Source organism: Bdellovibrio sp. CKG001, assembly GCF_055397465.1.
In genome coordinates this window covers 2,325,176-2,344,530 of the sequence record NZ_AP029173.1, presented here as the reverse complement: position 1 = coordinate 2,344,530, position 19,355 = coordinate 2,325,176, and the positions used below count along the sequence as shown (strand labels likewise).

At 49.7% G+C, this 19,355-nt stretch carries 18 protein-coding genes; 11 read left to right on the top strand and 7 right to left on the bottom strand.

The annotated features are described in order from the left end of the window. Nucleotides 1-2 precede the first annotated feature (2 nt). The 5 genes from ACZ50P_RS11140 (at nucleotide 3) to ACZ50P_RS11120 (ending at nucleotide 5,057) form a co-directional block, all read left to right on the top strand. Nucleotides 3-683 (top strand): hypothetical protein, encoded by a 681-nt coding sequence (locus ACZ50P_RS11140; RefSeq protein WP_464131156.1) that lies wholly within the window; start codon nucleotides 3-5, stop codon nucleotides 681-683. A 24-nt stretch (nucleotides 684-707) separates the two neighbouring features. Further along, nucleotides 708-2,123, top strand: coding sequence for a hypothetical protein (locus tag ACZ50P_RS11135; RefSeq protein WP_464131154.1), 1,416 nt, complete (start codon nucleotides 708-710; stop codon nucleotides 2,121-2,123). A 10-nt stretch (nucleotides 2,124-2,133) separates the two neighbouring features. Further along, nucleotides 2,134-3,399, top strand: a complete 1,266-nt coding sequence (locus tag ACZ50P_RS11130; protein WP_464131153.1) for a hypothetical protein — start codon at nucleotides 2,134-2,136, stop codon at nucleotides 3,397-3,399. A gap of 107 nt (nucleotides 3,400-3,506) precedes the next feature. Continuing rightward, a complete protein-coding gene (locus ACZ50P_RS11125; protein WP_464131152.1) occupies nucleotides 3,507-4,520 on the top strand; it encodes a c-type cytochrome in 1,014 nt (337 codons plus the stop codon). A 54-nt stretch (nucleotides 4,521-4,574) separates the two neighbouring features. Then, nucleotides 4,575-5,057 carry a YceI family protein gene (locus ACZ50P_RS11120; protein ID WP_464120688.1) on the top strand — a complete coding sequence of 161 codons (483 nt, stop codon included), beginning with the start codon at nucleotides 4,575-4,577 and terminating at the stop codon, nucleotides 5,055-5,057. Here the strand turns inward: ACZ50P_RS11120 and ACZ50P_RS11115 are convergent. Next, a complete protein-coding gene (locus ACZ50P_RS11115) occupies nucleotides 5,054-5,689 on the bottom strand; it encodes a hypothetical protein (RefSeq protein ID WP_464131150.1) in 636 nt (211 codons plus the stop codon). The two genes, ACZ50P_RS11120 and ACZ50P_RS11115, sit on opposite strands and share 4 nt — an antisense overlap. A gap of 8 nt (nucleotides 5,690-5,697) precedes the next feature. After that, nucleotides 5,698-6,861, bottom strand: coding sequence for a hypothetical protein (locus ACZ50P_RS11110; protein ID WP_464131149.1), 1,164 nt, complete (start codon nucleotides 6,859-6,861; stop codon nucleotides 5,698-5,700). 79 nt (nucleotides 6,862-6,940) lie between these two features. Here ACZ50P_RS11110 and ACZ50P_RS11105 point away from each other — a divergent pair, with 79 nt between their 5' ends. Next, on the top strand, nucleotides 6,941-7,615 hold the full coding sequence (locus tag ACZ50P_RS11105) for a PilZ domain-containing protein (protein ID WP_464120691.1): 675 nt from the start codon (nucleotides 6,941-6,943) through the stop codon (nucleotides 7,613-7,615). A 61-nt stretch (nucleotides 7,616-7,676) separates the two neighbouring features. Further along, nucleotides 7,677-8,387, top strand: a complete 711-nt coding sequence (gene folE / locus ACZ50P_RS11100; RefSeq protein ID WP_464131147.1) for a GTP cyclohydrolase I FolE — start codon at nucleotides 7,677-7,679, stop codon at nucleotides 8,385-8,387. Nucleotides 8,388-8,453: 66 nt separating this feature from the next. Here folE and pepN read toward each other — a convergent pair whose 3' ends face one another. Further along, a complete protein-coding gene (gene pepN, locus ACZ50P_RS11095) occupies nucleotides 8,454-11,075 on the bottom strand; it encodes an aminopeptidase N (protein WP_464131146.1) in 2,622 nt (873 codons plus the stop codon). Nucleotides 11,076-11,101: 26 nt separating this feature from the next. Here pepN and ACZ50P_RS11090 point away from each other — a divergent pair, with 26 nt between their 5' ends. Next, nucleotides 11,102-11,458 carry a VOC family protein gene (locus tag ACZ50P_RS11090; RefSeq protein ID WP_041577782.1) on the top strand — a complete coding sequence of 119 codons (357 nt, stop codon included), beginning with the start codon at nucleotides 11,102-11,104 and terminating at the stop codon, nucleotides 11,456-11,458. A 40-nt stretch (nucleotides 11,459-11,498) separates the two neighbouring features. Here ACZ50P_RS11090 and ACZ50P_RS11085 read toward each other — a convergent pair whose 3' ends face one another. From ACZ50P_RS11085 to ahpC, 3 genes are all read right to left on the bottom strand, one after another. Next, entirely contained in the window at nucleotides 11,499-13,478 is a 1,980-nt protein-coding gene (locus ACZ50P_RS11085; protein ID WP_464131145.1) for a S9 family peptidase, read from the bottom strand. 111 nt (nucleotides 13,479-13,589) lie between these two features. After that, nucleotides 13,590-15,152 (bottom strand): alkyl hydroperoxide reductase subunit F, encoded by a 1,563-nt coding sequence (gene ahpF, locus ACZ50P_RS11080; protein ID WP_464131143.1) that lies wholly within the window; start codon nucleotides 15,150-15,152, stop codon nucleotides 13,590-13,592. A 186-nt stretch (nucleotides 15,153-15,338) separates the two neighbouring features. Next, nucleotides 15,339-15,905, bottom strand: coding sequence for an alkyl hydroperoxide reductase subunit C (gene ahpC / locus ACZ50P_RS11075; protein ID WP_464131142.1), 567 nt, complete (start codon nucleotides 15,903-15,905; stop codon nucleotides 15,339-15,341). Between the two features lie 190 nt (nucleotides 15,906-16,095). On the opposite strand from ahpC, the gene ACZ50P_RS11070 reads away from it, so the two are divergent. The 3 genes from ACZ50P_RS11070 (at nucleotide 16,096) to ACZ50P_RS11060 (ending at nucleotide 18,214) form a co-directional block, all read left to right on the top strand. Continuing rightward, nucleotides 16,096-17,055: a LysR substrate-binding domain-containing protein gene (locus ACZ50P_RS11070; protein WP_464120697.1), complete on the top strand. Its 960-nt coding sequence runs from the start codon at nucleotides 16,096-16,098 to the stop codon at nucleotides 17,053-17,055. 67 nt (nucleotides 17,056-17,122) lie between these two features. Then, nucleotides 17,123-17,503, top strand: a complete 381-nt coding sequence (locus tag ACZ50P_RS11065) for a group III truncated hemoglobin (RefSeq protein WP_464120698.1) — start codon at nucleotides 17,123-17,125, stop codon at nucleotides 17,501-17,503. A gap of 135 nt (nucleotides 17,504-17,638) precedes the next feature. Beyond that, the gene (locus ACZ50P_RS11060) at nucleotides 17,639-18,214 is read left to right on the top strand and encodes an alpha/beta hydrolase family protein (protein WP_464131140.1); all 576 of its coding nucleotides are present in this window, start codon (nucleotides 17,639-17,641) and stop codon (nucleotides 18,212-18,214) included. Nucleotides 18,215-18,216: 2 nt separating this feature from the next. Here the strand turns inward: ACZ50P_RS11060 and ACZ50P_RS11055 are convergent, their stop codons facing one another. Beyond that, entirely contained in the window at nucleotides 18,217-19,296 is a 1,080-nt protein-coding gene (locus ACZ50P_RS11055; RefSeq protein WP_464131138.1) for an alkaline phosphatase D family protein, read from the bottom strand. Nucleotides 19,297-19,355: the final 59 nt, after the last annotated feature.

Below are 19,355 nucleotides of genomic sequence, written 5' to 3'. Positions count from 1 at the left end.
CCATGAAAGCAAGAAATAAAATTGGTGCTGTGATTGGTGTGACATTCTCTTTTCTGTTTGTGGCGGCGTCTTTCCAGAACTGCGCCAAACAGGTGGACTTTGCAAGTCTTGAAGAGGTGACTTCGAATGGCGGTGGCGAGGAGGTGCCCAATGGCAGCTCCGGCAATTCAAAAGCGCAAACAGATATCGACGGGGCTCCGGTGGATGCAAAGCAAACCCTGGAATCCATGATGTCACTGCTGGGGCTTTCCCGCACGGATATCAACATGAAAACCGTGAATGATGAGATCAACTATCGTCGGAATTTGCTGGTGTCTCAGAACGATCTGAGTCAGGTGAATTCCCCTTCAATCATTGCGATCACGTCGCTGGCAGGGGTGGTTTGCCAGCAAGCTGTGATCAAGGAAAAGAAGGGGACGAAGGATCTGTTTAAGTATATTGATTTTACCAAGGGACCTTCAAGTTATGGGAAGCTGGGTGCCATCAACACCTACATTTCCCTGATTGACCGCTTCTGGATGCGTCAGCCGTCTAAAGAGGAACTGACTTTGATCACACAGGCGGTGGATGAATACTTCAGCACGCTGGATTCATCTGCGATGAGCAAGGCGGCCGAATCTGACAAGCTCGCCGTGTTCATCTGTACGGGAATGCTGGCCGTTCCGGATTCATATCTTCTGTAAGTTTTTGGGGACAGTGGGGGAAAGATGAAAAACGATAAACTAAAAAAAGTACTGGATGAAAAAACAGATATCTCCAGCCTGAAGCTTTCCCGCAGGGAACTGCTGGAAACAGGTGTTCTGTCCTTTGCGGCCCGCGTGGCGGTGCCAGGAGCAGTAACTTCCATTCTGGGTATGACCAGCCGTGCACAGGCCGATGAATCGGTAGCGCCAATGATGCCCTTTATAACTTTAAGTTTGAGTGGTGGAGCTGCTTTGCATGGGAACTTCGTTGTAAAAGATAAAGGTGGAAGTCTTTTAAGCTCTTATAGCAAGCTGGGTTTGGGAAGAGCCGGTTTTGCGACTGAAAAAGTGATGGGGGCTGACTTTGCCTCCAGTTCCCGTTTACATAAAGGCATTCAGTCTGTGGCCTCGGCAGCGACTTTGGGTAAAACCCGTTTGGTGGCCTTGTGTACAGACACCGCGAACGACACCGCAGGTCAGGCGGCGCTTCGGCCGTTTTACGATTTGTCCGGTCCGTTGGAACGCGCCGGTCTGATTGGAAAAGTTCTACCCGGCGTGCATCAGGGCGCTGGTGCTGAAAACCTTCGCCCTGTGTTTACGTCGCCCAACACCATGCTGGAGCTTGCAAGTCTGGACAACATGTTCGGTGCTTTGAACTATTCCAGCACTTTGGCTGATAACGGGCTTTTGAACGCGGCTCAAAAAAGAACTTTAAGTTCATTTATTGGTAAAATGACCCAGTCCCAGATCGCGCGTCTGAATTCCAAAGATGATGGTCTGAAACTGGCTTTACAAGAGGCAGGTATTAAGTCTGCCGATATCATCAAAGCCGGTGGCGCCAGTGGTGTTGATCCGCGCAAAGATGCCGTGGTGCAAAGAGTTTATGGTATCAACACAGGCACCGCCGCCAACAATGCCACCGCTGTGACTGCAGGTGTGGTTTACAATGCTTTGAATGGCAATATCGCGCACGGCCGGATCACGCTGGGTGGGTATGACTATCATGCTCCAGGCGTCAGAACAGCGGCCGACCAGAAGGATTTCGATGCCGGGGTTCAGATTGGCCGTATGCTGGAGCTGGCAAGTCAGATGCAAAAGCCGTTGTTCCTGATGGTGACAACGGACGGGGCTTGCGTGTCAGAAATTTCTGACAGTGCCACCACAATCTGGTCCAGTGATTACACGTCTTCTTTGCAGTTCATTATCGCCTTCGATCCAAGAGGCAAGGTCACTTCAAGTGGGACACAGATCGGTCACTATCTGGCCGATCAAAGTGTGGACAACACCACGTTGGTGGGCTCGCGCCCGGACTATGTGGCTGCTGCGATTCTGGCGAACTATCTGAATCTGAATTATAAAATGGGGATGTTCAAGCAACTTGCACCGGCCACACTGCAGGCCGATGACGTTGAAAAAGTTGTTAAACTTCACGTAGCTTAAGGGGAAGCGAATGAAGAAACTTCAAGCCTTGAAGATATCAGGCGCCTTAATCGGGGGACTCATCCTTGTGGTGAGTTTTCAAAACTGCGCTCAGAGCCTGGGAGAAGGTTTCGAGATCGATGCTCAGTCAGTGAAGCTGGTCAGCCAGGGCAGTTCCAGTGCTGGGGGCGATGTGACTCCCGGTGAGGAGGAAGAGACCGACGGCGATGTCAGCACCGGAGATCTTTGTGAGGATCAGCTGTTTGCCAAGTTCGGTTCAGGCTATTATCAATTCTTGAAGCAAAACTGTGCCGGCTGTCACAATGGTGAGCACGAGGCACCGGCCTTTGCCTCCAAGAATTCGTTGATGTCCTATCAGGTCTTTAAAGACAAAGGCTATCAGCTGGTTTCCCTGAATGCGATCAGCGAAACGCACAATCCGCCTTACACAGGGGCCACTCATAACGGCACAATTTCCAGTTTGAAGAGCGAGTGGGAAACGGCCCAGTCCGCTTTCCTGAGTTGTAAGGGCGTGGATGGTGAAGACAAGTCTGTTGTCACCAATTACAAGGCCAATGCCGCGATCGTGAACAGCAAGGCGGATTCATCCGTCTGGAGCAAATTGGAATGGAACATGAGTACGGCGGCGGACATGCCGGCCAAAGCGGCGTTGTTCCCTCTGAGGATCTCATTAGACGCTCAGGTGGCAAAAGTGAACGGGACTGAAGTCGGATATGCCGTGCGCAATCCAACGATTTCCATCACTTCCGGCACGGCGAAGTATCGGGTGCGTGGGGTGTTCTTCTATGTCAACAATGTGCTTTTCGATTCAGCAACTGTTTACCGCAGTATCAATGCGGTTGTTTGTCCGGGGACTGCTTTGAATCTGGCTCCAGTGGGGAACGCCCAGTTGCTGGTTGTGTCTTCGGCTAAGACGACAGATAAATTTGCCTTGCAATTCACCTCCATTGAAAAGGCTGAATCAACCGCGACTTGTGGAATCGGATCCAATGTCGTTGTGCCGGTGGATGAAACCCCGGCTGTGGTCACCTACAGCATGTTGGTGGGCACGGACAGCAAAGTGAATGTGTTTAAAACCCAGTGCTTGAGCTGTCACTCTGGGACCTCTGCAGACGGAGGTCTGGACTTAAGCAACTACAATCAAGCCAAGTCCAAGGCGGCAGCGATTAAAAGACGTGTTAACGATGCCGGAAATCCGATGCCACGCAGTGGTGTGATGTCTTCATCCATGCGCGCGATCGTCGATAAGTGGGTTGATACGAATACACCGCAGTAAAGTGGTGTGTCTTGAAATGAGCCGTTTTGCTGTGAAAGGGGAAAAACAGACAAAACGGCTTTTGATATAGTCTGTGTGTCCGATAAGTAGTCGTGGGGAGCGTACGAATGAAACTTGGGGGATTCAAGAAGACATTTGCTGTTGTTGCCGTTTTGGCAATGGTTCTGGGTTTTCAGAACTGCAGTGACTTTGCGTTGCAGGACCAGGTTTTGTACGAGCAGGGGCTATTTGATTCGCAGACGGCGTTGGACCAGAAAGCGCTGCCGAAGCTTCTGAATGCCGAAGAGTTGTCATTCTGGTCAAAGCCAGGAAATCCTTCCTTCGTTACTAAGTCTCTTTTTATGGCCAACCAGATTTCTGTCGTTGTGGCGGTCGACCGTTCAGCGACAGGCAAAATCATCTCGGTGACCTCAGGAGTCAACCAGGAAGATGCCTTTATCTCTATTGCTGATGGCAAAGTGCGTGCGACTCATGCGGCGGTCAATGCTTCAAATTATGCGTTTATTGAAACCAATTTGCCATCGTCGGGTGACAAAATGGTGATTGCCGCCGGATTCGGGACTAAGACCACTGAAATCTCGCTCTTGATTAATGGTGTGGTGCAGACGGGAACCATTCAAAAAGTGGGCACTCCGGATGATTTTTCCTACACGGCCAAGAGTGTTGAAGTCGCACCTTCGGGTGGTCAGGTTTATGAGTATGTCGTCTATGGCGGACATACGGATGATGCTGCGGTCCTGACCAAGAGCGAACTCAATGTGATGTCCCGTTATATCGCGACCAATAATTTGATTGAGAATGTGATCTATGATCCAAGTCTTGCGAACGAAGGCAAGGATGATACGACCACCGAAAATCCAAAGTTCGCGCCGGTAAAAGCCCTTCTGGATGCGAAGTGCGTGACCTGCCATACACACAGTTCGAATTTGAAGAACATGACCGAGACTAAAGCTTTGGCCAACAACTGGGTGCGGGCGAAAAATCTGGCGGGATCTCGCTTGTACTATCGCTTAAAGGGTGCCACGACCGGTTCCGGTCCGGCCAATATGCCGACGGATAACACGTTGACGGCGGCCGAAGTTCAGGCCGTTGCCGACTGGATTAACAGCATTGAAAATTAATAACAACTAAGTACGTTGATACAACAATCACCAGTAAGGGTGGAGGGGTTACATATGAAGTTTTTGACAGCGTTGATTGTCACAATGGGGATTTCAACTGCAGCGGTGGCACAAAGTGTGGTCGTGGATGTTGTCTTGAATCCGATGGGGGATTTTAAAGGCAAGACGTCCGATGTTAAGGGTGAGGCGACTGTTAAAGGGGACGAGGTTTCTGCGCAAAATATCGTGGTGAATCTGAAAAACCTGAAAACAGGCGTGGAAGTCCGGGACAAGCACACACAAAAGTATCTGGAGACCAGCAAGTATCCTGAAGCGGTTTTGATCTCCGCCACGGGTAAGGGTGGTAAAGGAACGGGTAAGATTAAAATCCGTGGTGTGGAAAAAGATATCGCGGGATCTTACAAGATTGAAGGCAAGGTGCTGAAGGCCACGTTTAAATTGAAACTAAGCGATTTCGGCATCAAGGACATCAACTACATGGGTGTTGGCGTTGAAGACGAAATCACTTTGAATGTGGCTGTGCCGGTTAAATCCTAAAAGCGGTAGTTCGCGCCGATTTTCCAAAGCGTGGTCCCCTCTGTCAGGGGGCCAACGCCAGAATAAAAGTCCCACTTTCTAAATAGTCTAATATTCAGATCCAAAAGTCCGCCGACATAAAGACTGCGTCCGGCATCGACAATTTGCGTGGATGTTTCTCTTGGCCAGTCAATATTTTTGTACATGCCCATCAAGGTGAGCCCGGCATTGATGCGTCCGGAGAAGCGATAGAATCCCCGTGGAGAAACTCCATAGGTGGTGAAGGCAACCTTGTCCTGCAGATATCCTTCGCCAGCAATGCCACCGTTGGCGCGACCTGAGCCGATAAAAGCGCCCATGCTCCAGCCCCAGCGGTAGTAAGTGATCTCTTTCATCAGAGTGACTGTGATGGCGTTGTAGTTGGCGGGCTGTCGACTCATGTTGATTCCGTCTTGCACGCGCAAGGTTTCATTCCATTGAAGAGTCGAAAGACTCAGTCCCCAGCTTTGCTGGGCTCGGACACGGGATGGTTTTTTTGCCGCGGTCTCAGTTGCGGTTGTTTCACCAACGGTGTCGTCAGATTCCTCCTGGGCAAAAGCAGTGTGAGTCAGCAGGCCCAGTGTAAGAAGAAGGGGAAGAAGTGTTTTTTTCATGATTGCTCCTAGTATGAAACGTGCACTTGCCCTTGCAAGGACCACTGATCTTCCGCGCCACCAGAAGATGGATAAGTCTTGTTGTTAACGCCCATCACGCGCAATTCCGTGCGGGGCAGAGGGAACATCAAAGCTCCGACAGACCACTTCATGCTTTCGTCGGAGGACTCGGTGATGCTTCTTTTGGAGTGCTCAATAACAGAGAGAAGATTGTATCCGCGTTCCAGGCTCACCAGCGTTTGTACCAGCGCATAGGTGCCCAGTTCGGGGTCTGTTGTGCCGATCTGCGGTGTGCGTTCTTTTAAGCCAACCTCGGCCATGATCGCAGATCCTTTAGAAAGTCCCATGCGAGTTGTAAAGGCCGCAAGCTTCCATTTTTCCAGGTCACTTTCGGACATAAGGAAAGAACCACCGACTTTGAATTTTTCATAAACCTGATATTCGCCGGCGACGGAATAGCCTTTTTGCTTTGCATTGTCTTCTTGAGCCGCGTTTCCGAAGAAGGCATTCAGGGCAATATCCCAGTCGGGATACGTGAGGTGAGCAATAGCACCCTGAGACTGGTCAAACTGTCCCAAAGTGATGACTTTGCGGTTCACCGCCGAATGGTCCACGTTGCGGATACCGAAGGCTTTGTCCATTTGCCCCAGATAGATCCACAGGTTGTTGCTTTGTTTCCAGCGAAGATAGTATTCGCGCATGAACCATGTGTTGGTTTTCCCATAGTATGCTTCCTGACCTGTATAGCCGACAGTGGTGATCAGGGCGTAGGTTTGCTTTTTATCAAGGAAGAAGTTCAGGTTCACGTCGTTTTGCATGTTATAGAACTTCTCGATAGTATCTTTGGAGCCTGGCGAGGTTTTCAGCCACAAGCCACGGTACTTCAGGCCGGGACGGAACCACCAGGGAAGTGGCTTACTTCCCAAGAATCCGGACTTCATTGAGATTTCTTCGTCATCCATCGTTTTAGGGAAGACCGCACGTGAGGTGATTTCGCCAGCAAACAGGGCGCGGCCGTAATCATTCAGGGCTCCGCCACCCAGACCATTGTAATGGCAGGTGATACAGGAGGAGTACGAATAGCCGATAAAGTCGGGGTAGGCCGAAGCTGTTTCGGTTTTAAGAATCGCTGCAAAGATGAAGGCGGGCAGAAGATATTTAATGTGTCTCACAATGAGAAATTCTAAGTGAGGAGGCGAGATAATCAATAAAAATCTATATCTGGAACGGATACTGGCCGATAAGTTTTCCATGGAAACAAAAACAACCACACTACAACGTCCTCGGACGGTTGAAATGGCTGCGGCGGTGCTGATCCTGACGCCGATGTTGGATGCATTGATGATGCAACGATCTGGCGTGTCTATTCTGAATTGGCTCAGCTGGATTTTCGTTTTCGGTGCGGGAGTGACGCTGATGATTCGTCACAAATCCTCATGGATTCTCGGGGTTGTTCTGTGTGCGGCCTTTGTCGTGAACACCTCTTATCATCTGATTCAGGAGTTTAATACGGTAGATCCCATCATCAGCTCAGCACGACTGTTGGATTGCCTTATTGTTGTGTTTATTGTCGGGACTGTGTTTTCGTTCTTCCGTTATCCTTATCTGGATCGCCGTCAGAATTGGTTTGCACCCACGGGCGACCGTTACGTGGTGGCCACCTCTGTACTGCTAGAGGGGCGTGTGGAAGCGCAGACCGTGGATCTGTCCTATACCGGCGCCCGCATCGCGGTCCCGGAGGGGGTGTCTTACCAAAAGGGACAGACGGTCTCTGTTCAGCTTTCCGAGATCAATGACATTCAGTGTGCCGCCAAGGTGATTGACTTGCAGGGCGGAATCCTGCGCGTTCATTTCGCAGACCTGAATTCCAGCGAAAAAGAGCTGCTTCGTCAGTGGCTTTCCAGTCAAAATCTGCAAAAAACATAGAATCCTCTTTCGTCTCTGCTATTTTTAGGGCATAAGTGGGCTTTTCCAACAAGGTGGTCGCATGGCGAAAACAACAAAGAAGACATCCAAGAAAGCAGCCAAGAATAAAGAGGACGCTTTGCTGTCCGACGGAACTCCGACTGTGAAACAAATTCTGGAAAATGTGCGTCCGACTCCCATGGTGCATAACGGTCTGACCAATGAGGAAAAGATCGATCGGATCACGGAGAAATTCACTGATATCATGCAGACCCTGGGATTGGATCTGGAGGATGACAGTTTGCGTGAAACGCCACGCCGAGTGGCGAAAATGTACGTGAATGAAGTCTTCGGTGGGTTGGATCCGAAAAAGTTTCCGAAAATGACAGTGATCGAAAACAAGATGAACTATGATCAGATGATCGTGGTTCAAAATATCGGCTGCTTGTCTTTCTGCGAACACCATTTTTTGCCCATTGATGGCTTTGCCACTGTGGCTTATATCCCCAATAAAAAAGTCATTGGTCTTTCCAAGATCAACCGCATTGTACAGTATTTTTCAAGACGTCCTCAGGTTCAGGAACGCCTGACCAAGCAGATCGTGGACTGTTTGCAGTACATTCTGGGAACGGAGCATGTGGCGGTTCATATCAATGCCAAGCACTATTGTGTGATGATGAGAGGTATTGAAGACACCTCCAGCACGACCTCGACAGCGGATTTGCGTGGTCACTTTAAAACCCGCATGGAAACGCGTGAAGAGTTCCTGCAGCACTGCCGCACCAAATTCTAAGGTACCTGCTTACTTTTGCAGAAGCGTTGCGAAAAAAAGGGAGGCTGTAGCCTCCCTTTTTGTTTTTTAGGACAGGGCTGATTGTAGCAGTTCTCGGGAGTTCTTGGACAAGGACTCCACTGCGACCATACGTTTGATTTGAGTCAGGGCTTTTTCTTTCATGGCAGGCTCCAGCTTCTGAACAAAGTTGAAGGCTGCACAAAGGCGGGCGGCCACTTGCGGGTTCTTGGTGTCGATCTCAAGGATCTTGTCAGCATAGAACTCGTAAGCGTTGGTGTTAGGGTCATGGAAACGAACCAGATTCGCACCAAAGGCACGCAGCAATGAATAGACGTTGTTCGGGTTTGTGATGTTGAACGCTGGATGCTTCGTCAAAGCTTTGACGTCTTCCAGAACCTGCTTGCGGTTGGTTGTCGCCTGTGCGGTAAACCATTTATTCAGAACCACGGAATCATCTTTCCAGTCTTCATAGAAGTGCTGAAGAGCTTTTTCACGGTGAGCAGATTCGGAGTCTGCCAGAATCATCATGGCGGTCATACGGTCCGTCATGTTCTGTGCTTCCCAGTACTGTTTATTCACAGCTTCCATGATTTCCGGGTCATGCAGTTCTGCCAAGTAAGCCAGGGCCTGATTTTTCAAAGAGCGATGGCCAAAGACCTTGGTGTCACGGCTTTTCGGTTCCACATTATGAAACTTGCGATAGATGTTCAGCAAAGCGCCGCGGTTTTCTTTTGCGATAGCCTGGCGAAGAGCTGTGCGGGCCTGATAGAAGGCCTCGGCATCCAGAACGGATTCTTCCTGTGCCAAGACGGCGTAGCTTGGCAGCTGCAACATCTTGGCTTTGAAGGACGGATCCATGGATTCATCGGCAATCGTGGCACTGACGGCTTTTACAAAGCGTGGGTCCACGGTCAAAGTCTGCTTGTTGCGGGCTTGTCCGATCAAGTTGCGCAGCAAGCGCAAAGAGATCTTCTGAGCCATTTCACGGCGATTGAAAGAGTCTGTGTCCTTTTCCATCAGGAAGTACAAATCTTCCTCAGAGGCTTCCCATTTCAGGTTTACCGGCGCCGAGAATTCACGCAGCACTGAAAGAACCGGGCGGTCTTTCAGACCTTTGAAAGTGTAAACTTCTTTTTGCTCTTTAAGTTCAATCAGGTTTTTGCCATCACTGTTCACTGTGATCTTGTCGCAGTTCAGAGTCAGCTCATTGCCGGATTTGTCCAAAAGTCCCATCATCAATGGAATATGGAATGGCTCTTTGTGCGGCTGGCCTGGAGTGGCTGGGCAGCTTTGTTCCAGCGTCACAGTCAGCTCACCTTTGGCAGCATCAAAACTTTCCTGAATTGTGACCACAGGAGTTCCCGCCTGATGATACCAGCGACGGAACTGAGTGAAGTCCTTGCCGTTGGGAGTCGCGATGGCCGAAGCAAAGTCCTCGGTGGTGACAGCCTGACCGTCATGACGACGGAAGTATTCATCCATGCCCTTGCGGAATCCTTTGCGACCCACAATCGTCTGCATCATGCGGATGACTTCAGATCCTTTTTCGTAAATTGTCATGGTGAAGAAGTTATCCACGGCCATGCAGGATTCCGGGCGAACCGGGTGGGCATTCGGGCCCGCGTCTTCGGCAAACTGACCGGCACGCAAGGCATCGACGTCCTCAATACGCTGCACACCACGATCGGTCATATCAGCAGAGAATTCCTGATCACGGAAGACCGTCAAACCTTCTTTCAAAGACAACTGGAACCAGTCACGTAAAGTCACGCGGTTGCCAGTCCAGTTGTGGAAGTATTCGTGAGCCACAACAGATTCAATGCTGTGGAAATCCACATCAGTTGCCGAGTTGGAATCTGCCAAAACCAGGCGAGAGTTGAAGATGTTCAGTCCCTTGTTTTCCATGGCGCCGGCATTGAAATCGTCAATGGCCACAATCATGTAGTCATTCAGATCATACTCAAGGCCAAAGACCTCTTCGTCCCACTTCATTGATTTCTTCAGGGAATCCATCGCGTGCCAGCAGCGCTCTTGTTTGCCATGAGCGGCATAGACTTCCAGGTTCACCTTACGACCATTCACAGTGGTGAAGGTGTCGCGGATAACCCCAAGGTCGCCTGCCACCAAGGCAAAAAGATAGCACGGCTTTTTGTGCGGATCTTTCCAGAAGGCTTTGTGGCGGCCGTTACCCAGGTCTTCAATTTTGATGCGATCTCCGTTGGACAGCAGAACCGGGTACTTTTGTTTGTCCGCTTCGATGGTGACAGAATAGGAAGTCATCACATCCGGGCGGTCAAAGAAGAAGGTGATCTTGCGGAAGCCCTGAGCCTCGCACTGAGTGCAGAAAATCCCATTGGACTTGTAAAGCCCTTCCAGAGATGTGTTGTTTTGCGGTTGCAGTTCTGTTTCAATTTCCAAGCTGAAGCTGTCGGGAACTGACGGAACAATCAGCTCTTCTGCCGTGATTTGATATTGGTCTTTGCTAAGCGCTTGGTCGTTGATTTTGATACTGACCAGCTTCAATTCCTCGCCATTTAAGCGGAGCGCAGCGCCAGCTTCGGTTCTGCGAACCTGGCTTTTTGCCACAACTCGACAAAAGTCCTCATTTAGATTGAAGTCGAGGTTTACAGAATCCACCGCAAAGGCGGGGGCTTTATAGTCTTTCAGATAAATTTTCTCTTGTTTCATAAGGCCTCGATTCGGATAATGGGCAGATGAGTTTACTTTTCACTTCTATCACAATAAACACCACGCAGCTACAGGGCATGTTGGGTTTTTATCGAATTATCGGCTTTCAATTTACAGCGTCAAAAGTTGATAAGGGGAGTGAAGTCCACAGAGCCGTTCACAATGGCGTGGAATTTTCCCTGTACAATATCCAAAACCCGCAGAGGTCTCAGATTCCGAGCCTGCAGCTGGGCTTTAAGATCACGGACCTGGAAAAGACCGTGCAGGAGCTTGTGAAAGTTCCCGGAGCCATGTGTATTTTGGACCCGACAGATATGCCCGACGGCAAGAAGGCCATTGTCTTGGACCCGGATGGCCATTCCATCGAACTGTGCGAACTATAAAAAAAAGCCCCGGTCACCCGGGGCTTTTGCTTTTGGCTCTTTATTGAGGCGTTGTGATGAACTGGGCGGAAGAGGCCTTAACGTGAGTCTCGATCGGCTCCAGGCGCCCTTTCAGATATTTCTGCAGGAACTCTTCCGTGATGGCATTCGCCGCCATGTTGTTTGCCGCTTTGGCAAAACCATGGCCTTCATCCGGGAAGAGCACGTATTCCACAGGGATTTTCTTCGACACCATAGCGTTATAGATTTGATCTGCTTCGTTCTTTTTCACACGCGGATCATTGGCTCCTTGCAGAATCAAAAGTGGCTTTTTGATCTTATCCACATGAGTCAGAGGAGAGCGTTCTTTTAAAAGCTTTTTGCCTGCGACGGTGGTAGGGTCCCCTACGCGTTTGTACAAATTCGCACGGAAGCTTTCCCAGTAGGGGGGCACCGTATTTAGCAATGTTTCCAAGTTGGAAGGGCCCACGATATCCACGGCTGCGGCAAAGGTGTCCGGCGTGAAGGTCACGCCCGCCAAGGCTGCGTACCCACCATAAGACCCTCCCATAATAGCGATCTGGCTTGGATCAGCGTAGCCATTCTTAACGGCCCAGTTTACGGCATCAATCAGATCGTCATGCATTTTGCGACCCCATTGTTTGTCGCCAGCGTTCAGGAACTTTTTCCCGAAACCAGTCGATGCACGGAAATTGACGCTTAGGACATTGTAGCCACGATCCGCAAGCCATTGATGATAAGGATTGTAACCGTAATCATCGCGGCCCCACGGTCCGCCGTGAACAAACAGGATCAGAGATTTTCCCGCAGGTTTGCGGGCCTGGGTCAGATAGGACACCAGTTGAAATCCGTCACGAGAAGGAATTTCGACGGCCTCCATCGGACTCATGCGATCGGCGTATGGAATTAGGGACTTGGTGTGATACAGGGGTTCGCTTAAGGCCTGGGTTGTGACATCATAAAAATAGAACGCCACAGGTTTGTCCGTGGAATCGGCGAAGATCACCCAGTGATTTCCATCCAGGCTCATGGAGGTCACAGAAATTTCTGTGTTGAGTTTTTTCTCAATGTTTTCAAAATGCCGTTGGAATTCTTTGTCGAAGAACTGAATGTCTCGTTTTAGGTAATAAGATGACGCCCACAAAAGCTTTCCTGTCTGCAGATGCATCTGCAGATTCTGAATGTCGGAGCGTTCGTCCGAAGCAAGCACTTTTGTTTTATCAGATTTCAGATCCCACTCGACCAATGCAGCCTTGTCACGCTTGCGGCTGTCGACCAGATAAACCTTGCTGCCATCATGGGATGTGTCCACGGCGGAAGAGGTCATGCTGTCTTCAAACGGAATCACACTTTTTTTGTTAAATTTTTTGTTTTTTTCGTCCCAAAGGAAAAGCGTGGAGGAGCCGTCCTTGTTGGATTTGCTGGCCAGAATCGGGCGGAAGTTTTTATCAAACAGAACGCCAGCGAAGTTTTCTGTGTTGGTAAAAAGATCCGTGGTTGCTTTGGAAGTCAGGTTCAGGATCTTGTAGTCAAAAAACTTTGGATCACGTTCGTTTGAAATAATCACGACTTCGTTAGGTCGAAGATGACTGGTTTCAGCAATCTGGGAGGTTGTTTTTCCAGGCTTGGTGATTTCGTTAACTTCGCCACTGGCCACATTCAAAGTGTACAGGCCATAATTTTCATCGCCCGCCACGTCCTGACTGAAGATCAAAGTGCCTGGAGTGTATGTCCAGTTGTAGCGAAAGATCCCGCGTTTGGTGTCGTGAGTGACGGGCTTCGCGGTTTGCGGCTTTCCAAATTCCTGAACCCAGATATTCAGAACACCTTTGTGTGTTGAAAGATAGGCCACATATTTTCCATCCGGACTGATTTTAATACCGGTGATGTCCGGGTTTCCGAAAAGAACTTCACGTGGTATGTAGTCGGCGTTCACAGAATCTTTCTTGTTTAAAGACTGGCAGCCACTTAGGGCGAAAATCAGGGCAGTAAAAAAAGGCACATTAAAGACTGTCTTCATTAAATGGACTCCTGTTTTGGAGTCTTATCGTAGGTCAGCCTCTATCGGAGTCAAGTGGGGGAGATTTATTACGCAGAATAGAAAAAAAGGGCCCGGAGGGGCCCTTTTGTATCAAGAGTGATACATGCGGTCTTCAAAGGCTGCCAGAGCGGCTTTGGCTCCTTCACCCATGGCAATGACGATCTGCTTGTAGGGCGTCGTTGTCACGTCACCAGCAGCGTAGATGCCCTTGGCTGAGGTGCGACCTTTTTCATCGACGATGATTTCACCAAACTTCGTCAGCTCCACTGTGTCTTTCAGGAACTGACTGTTGGGAACCAGACCGATCTGTACAAAGATACCATCGAGATCCATTTTTTCAGTTTTATTCAAGCCACGATCCAGGTACTGGATCTGCTGAACTTTTTGACCGTCGCCAATGACTTTTTCAGTCTTGGCATTGGTGATGATCGAAGCGTTGGGCAGGGACTTTAGTTTGTCCACTAGAATCTTATCGGCTTTCAGTTGTTCATTGTATTCAAAGACCACGACTTCACGAGCGATACCCGCCAAGTCAATCGCCGCCTCAACGCCCGAGTTGCCGCCGCCGATAACCGCGACTTTTTTATCCTTATAAAAAGGACCGTCACAGTGAGGGCAGTAGGCCACACCGCGGCCCAGATATTCTTTTTCGCCTTCGACACCCAGTTCACGCCATTTGGCGCCGGTGGTGATGATGACAGAATCTGCGGTCATGTGTTCGCCACTTTCCAGCTCGATCGTTTTTGTTTTGCCCTCGGTCAGAATTTTCTTCACACGACGGTTTTCAAAAACCTTAATAGGGTAGCTGGCAATGTGTTGATTCAGTTGGGCGGCCAGTTGCGGCCCCTCCGTGTAAGTCACAGAGATCAGATTTTCAATGCCTTTTGTTTCCTGAACCTGACCGCCGATTTTTTCCGTGATCATCGCAGTGCTCAAACCTTTGCGAACCGTGTAGATCGCTGCAGAAGCCCCCGCAGGACCGCCGCCGACAACCAAAACATCAAAGTGGCCCAGGTTGGCATTCACGGGCTCTGCCGGAGCGGCGCTTTCATCCACACCGAAAGTGGCTTCGAGCTTGGTCATCAAGTCCAATAATTGAATGCGGCCTGAGTGGAACATTTTGGAGTTGGCCACCAAACTTGGCACGCCTTGGATGCCCAGCTTTTGGATGTCATCCTGAACGTAACCACCATCAATGATTTCGTGCTTGATGCTTCCGTGGGCCAGCACAATCTGATTGATGGCCTGAACCACGTCCGGACAGTTTTCACACGTCAAAGAAATGTAGGACTGAATCGTGATGTTCTTCTTCAGGCGTTTCGCTCGCGCGGCAATCACGCTGTCCAGCGGTTTGCCTTTACCGTCGGTATTGAGAATGGCCAAAATCAAAGTGGTGAATTCATGACCACCTGGAATCCCTTTAAATGAAATTCCAGTCGGTTTTCCTTTGTACTCGATATGGAACAGTGGGGCCGGGGAGGTTGTGTCACCTTTGCGCACGACAATCTTATCTGAAGTGCTCGCAACATCCTGGAGCATTTCAACAAGTTCTTTGTTGTCGTCGTGAGAGCTGTCTGCGTAAACCAGTTCGACAGTGTTTTCCAGAGCAGCGAAGACGGACTGAAGCTGTTCTTTAAGACCTTGATCTAACATTGGGGCCTCCATTCTAACGGGGGAAATTACCTGAAAGCACCAACTGACTGCGTTGGTCGGTGTCGGCGTACTAGGAGTACGCCTTCCTTCTCCCGCCTTGCATTTGATGCTTTCAGCTAATTTCTGTTTTGCGGTTCGGGGTGGGCTTGTCCCCGCTTTCGCGGGGACTCGCTTCTGGGTAAAATCTTAGATTTTACCTACTAGGTCCAAGCCTGGTTTCAATGTGGATTTGCCTGGAGTCCATTTAGCTGGGCATACTTCGCCTGGGTTTGCAGCGATGTATTGAGCCGCTTGAACTTTACGGAACAACTCATCAGCGTTACGGCCGATACCGTTGTCCTGAACTTCTGCAAGTACGATTTTACCAGCAGGGTTCACCAGGAAAGTACCGCGGTAAGCAAGACCTTCTTCTTCAATGTGCACGCCGAAAGCGCGAGTCAATTGGAAGGTAGGGTCCGCAAGCATTGGGTACTTGATCTTTTTGATTGTGTCAGAAGCATCATGCCAAGCTTTGTGAGTGAAGTGAGTGTCTGTGGAAACACCGTAAACTTCCACGCCCAATTTTTGGAAGTCAGCGTATTTGTCAGCCATGTCACCCAACTCAGTCGGGCAAACAAATGTGAAGTCCGCAGGGTAGAAGAAGAAGATAGACCATTTACCTTTAAGATCGTTGTGAGTCACAGTCTTAAAGTCGTTGTTGTGATAAGCTTGAACTTTAAATTCTGGCACTTGCGTGTTGATCAGAGTTTGCATTTATTCTCCTTGAATAAAAGTGGTTTGTATTCGGGCCGATGGCCAAGTTATAGGTCCACCAGCATTGTTAATTGCTAGCAGACATCTTTCGTCTTTGAGAATAAGGGATCAACCTCTTTTAATGAAATCGATTATAAGTATCTATTGATAGATTTTGTCTATTGCGGCATAATGCCTTCCAGGAGGCTGTATGGGCCCAAAAGTGAACTTTTCTCTGACGCAGCTTGAATACGTCATGGCTGTCCATAAGTACGGACATTTTGCCAAGGCGGCTCAGGCCTGCTTTGTGACTCAACCTACGCTCAGCATGCAAATACAGAAGCTGGAGGAGGATCTGGGGATTGTGATCTTCGATCGCTCCAAAAAGCCGATCCTTTTGACTCAAATGGGTAAGAAACTGATTTCTCAAATGCAGACAGTTCTGTTTGAGGCCAAGAAAATCGGCAGTATTATTCAGCAGGAAACCAAAGGGGCTAAGCAAGGTTCTTTGTCTATTGGTGTCATACCTACGGTCGCACCCTATCTGCTGCCTCGACTTTTGCCGATGTGCGAAGAGCTTTTCCCAGAGGTCGAACTGAATATCAAGGAACTGCAAACGGAGCAGATTTTAAAAGCTCTGGATGATGATGAAATCGACGTGGGAATTTTGGCGACCCCCACTCAGGTGGCCAAGATGTTCGAATATCCGCTGTACTATGAACCGTTCTATGTGCTGTGTGAAAAAGATCATGAATATGCCCACCAGAAGAAAATCAAATATCAAAGTCTGAGCATGGAGGACATCTGGCTGCTGGAAGAGGGCCACTGTCTGCGCAATCAGGTTTTGGACTTGTGTTCGGTCAAAAAGAATAAAGGCGCAGGAAGACGCTACAAGTTTGAAAGCGGCAGTCTGGAGACCCTGAAGAATCTGGTGGATCTGTACGGCGGCTACACGTTGCTGCCTTATCTGGCAACAGAACAAGTCGGGGATCGCAGTCAGATTGTGCAGTTTGAGCGCCCCATTCCGGCTCGTGAAATAGGGTTGGTGTACCGTCGCGAACACTACAAGAGCGAATTGATCGAAGCCCTGGGTGAGGCGATTTTGAAGTCGATTCCGGAAGAACTGCGTCGTATTCGCTCTAAAGATCTGGATGTTTTACCGATATCTTGATTTTTAAGTGAGCGGTCGGGCGGCCGGGAATTTTGTGGTAACCTTATGGGTAAAAGAAAGGTCCAGCATGGAAATAAAACGCAAACCCCTTGAGTCTCGTGATGACATCCGAATTTTAGTGGACAGCTTTTACGCCAAGGTGCGGGCTGATGGGTATATCGGGCCGATCTTTACGGATGTGGCGCAAGTGGACTGGGATGAACATCTGCCCAAGCTGTATAATTTCTGGGCCGATCTTCTTTTGGGGGAGGACTCCTATCGGGGCCGACCCTTTCCTCCGCACATGAAATTGAATTTACAGCCCGGACATTTCGAACAGTGGCTGCGTTTGTTTGTGGCGACGGTGGATGAATATTTTGTGGGGCTGAAGGCAGATGAAGCCAAACACCGGGCTTATCGCATTGCCAGGAATTTTATGATCAATTTGAATCTGATCAGTTTGGATTAACTTCTTACCAGACGTTGAGCGTGTGCCGGAATGCAGAGGGGCTTTTGAGAACCTTGTATTGTTGCACAGCTGCGCAGGACGCTTAGAGAAGCTCTGCGGAGAGTGCTTAAATGGAAAAAGCCGCGGAGGTTCTTTATGAAACTCACAGTCAACTTTGCATCGCAGGGACGTCTTCTTGAGGGAACTCTTTATCTTCCTGAATCCAATGAGGATGTTCTGGCCGCCTGCCTTTTTGAGGGGGCCATGACCGGAGCCACAGCTCAGGTGGTGGATTATCTGGCTCGGCAAGTCAGTCATCAGGGGTTTGTCACCCTGGTCATGGATCATAACTATTTCGGAGATGACGAAACGGCTCCGCAGCCCTGGGAATCGCCCTTTAAGCGGCTGCAGGATATCCTGGCAGCTTTGCACTTTTTGGAAGATTATGGCGAGGTTGATAAGAACCGAATTTTCGGTGTGGGTGTCAGCGTGGGTGCTGAGTTTCTGGCCGAGGCCAGTCGCCGGACTGATATATTAAAGGGTCTGGTCTTCGTTGAAAGTCCCACAGATGACAGTCGCAATCGAATTGCTCGACTGGATATTCCCAGCATTGTCGTGGATGAAGCTCACCTGGAAACGGCCGTCGAAGAAATTGTTCTTTGGGCCCGCACGCTCTTTGGCAGTTCGCGTGAAGAGCATGGTTCTGTGAACTGGCATCTAACGGATGAATAAATTTACTTCAACTTTATTGTGACCGTATTCACAACCTCATTTTGCATATTGCGAATGTCCACTTTCATTGACTGGCGCTTCCAGTCGATTTCGGCCAAGCCAAAGTTTTCTTTGTTATACACGGGGCCGATGTAGTGTCGGTCGGAATCCCGATAGTTGTTAGCGCGATTGATGGAGCTACCTGTGATGTCGTACAAAGGCCCATAGCCGGGAAGTTCCAGTTTGGAAATAGAGGCCATGTGGCGATCCCCACTGAGAATGACGACATTTTTCGCCTTGGTTTTTTTGATTAAATCAAAAAGGCGCTGACGTTCTTTGGGGAAGTTGCTCCATTTTTCAAACGGCGGATCTTCCGCGATGACCTGAATACTGCTGACGATCAGGCGGACTTGTGCAGGACGCTTGAGCTGGGCTTCCAGCCACGCCCACTGGTTTTCGCCCAGCACAGTGCCATCAAGGCTGGGTTCATAGTGCATGGCCTTTCCTTCAAAGCCCGCTTTTTCCTTCAGGGGACTACGATAGTAGCGGGTGTCGAGCATAATGACCTGAACCAGGTGCTTTTTGGGGCCGATGATTTTGCTGTGGTATACTCCGCGCTGCTCAAGGGGCATGCTGTTACGGGTGTAAGTCCAATAGTTCACAAAGTCCTTGCGAGCGGCATCCTTGCCCGTCCATTCATTTCCACCGTCGCGCATTCCAAAGTCGTGGTCATCCCAGGTCGCCATGAAGGGCACCTTTTCGCGCATGGCGCGGTATTCCGGGATCAAATCCAGTTTGCGGTACTGTTCGGCGATGGGCTGTTGGTACGGGCTGCTGGCGTAAACATTGTCGCCGGCAAAAAGAAACAGATCAGGCTCAGTGGCGCTGATGGTTTTCCAAAGCGGCTGAGGTTCGTCCTGATTGGCGCAGGAACTAAAGGCAATACGGCGCAGGGTCGCAGAATAATCAATCCCCCGGGAGGGCAGAGCGGAAACATAGGTCGTTGCCACCGGGGCCATCTGGGTGACACCAGTGTCGCGATTTTTTGGATTTTGTGCGCAGGCCGTGACCAGCAATACCAGCAACAACACAAGTCTTGTCATGAAGTCTCCCTGATGGAGGTTGGAAATTGGAAACCGGGTTTTTATTTCATGCATCCGGG